At 56.3% G+C, this 1,018-nt stretch carries 1 protein-coding gene; it reads right to left on the bottom strand.

What is annotated here, in order from left to right; translation table 11 throughout:
- Positions 1-1,018 (bottom strand): DUF637 domain-containing protein (locus tag KZ793_RS22350; RefSeq protein ID WP_225817271.1); only part of this gene is annotated, 1,018 nt, incomplete at both ends.

Below are 1,018 nucleotides of genomic sequence, written 5' to 3'. Positions count from 1 at the left end.
GATAGACAAGCTCTGCGCTGTTTGCTGCGCTATAAGCACCTTCCGGGGTATGACTAATCAGGGCACCTGATAACGCTCCGATAAATTTAGCCGTCTGGGCCTTAGTTTCATTACCCGTCAGCGCTTCCTGAAGCTTATGAATTTGCCGCTCTGTTTCATTCTTATACGCTGGTTCAAATAGCCTGCTTTCCATGGTGATGGCGGCTAATTCAGCCGCCAGAGCGCCTACAGCCGCCCCTTTGGCATCACCGCCGCCAATCTCAGCAGCCAGGGCAGATATCGCAGCATGGCTAATCGCTTTACCCGGGACACCCAGAATCTGTCCCTTATCACCAATCAGCCTGGCGCCTTCCGCGTTAATCTGATTACCTATATTGCTCAGTAACGCCGCTTGCAGATTATCCGTAAAACTGCCCCCGTTAATCGCCGTCCCGATGGTTGAGCTCACGATGGATTGCGCCGCAACACGCTGGGCCACCTGACTCCAGTTAGGGTGACTCAATAAGGGAAGTTGCGCTTTTAGCGGATCGACAACGCCTTTTCCCTCCACTAATTTTCCCCAACCCATCGTGTGGTCCAGTCCCCCTAATGCGCCGCCCACCGCTATTTGGGTCACGAGGGATTTGACGGCTTCGCGCTTCGCTAAGGCAGCCAGTGTTTTGGTGAGATCCCCTTTATTTTCAACTAACGCCACCGCCGCCTGCGAGGTCAGCCCTATCATACCGCCATAAGCCGCCCCATAAACCGCGCTCGCCGTGGCGCCTGTCGCGCCTGTCGCTCCCACGGCGCCACTTCCCGCCCAGGCAGCCAGGCCCGAGCCCGCCGTGACCGCAGCGACAGCAATCGCCATCACCGCCCCCGCAACCGGGTTTAAGCTTTCGCTTTTTTTGTCCCAACTGCGGTAAGCGTCCTTAACCCGATGCCACTGGACATCTTTGCGGTCTTGAGGGTTTTTTAACCACTTTGTGCCGGGAGTGTTACCGAGTCCCGCTAATACGTCTTCCAGTAACTGCCCCTC

Source organism: Photorhabdus antumapuensis (assembly GCF_020387775.1).
Lineage (GTDB): Bacteria > Pseudomonadota > Gammaproteobacteria > Enterobacterales > Enterobacteriaceae > Photorhabdus > Photorhabdus antumapuensis.
Note: the sequence above shows the minus strand (reverse complement) of the source record. Positions and strands in the feature narration are given on the sequence as shown.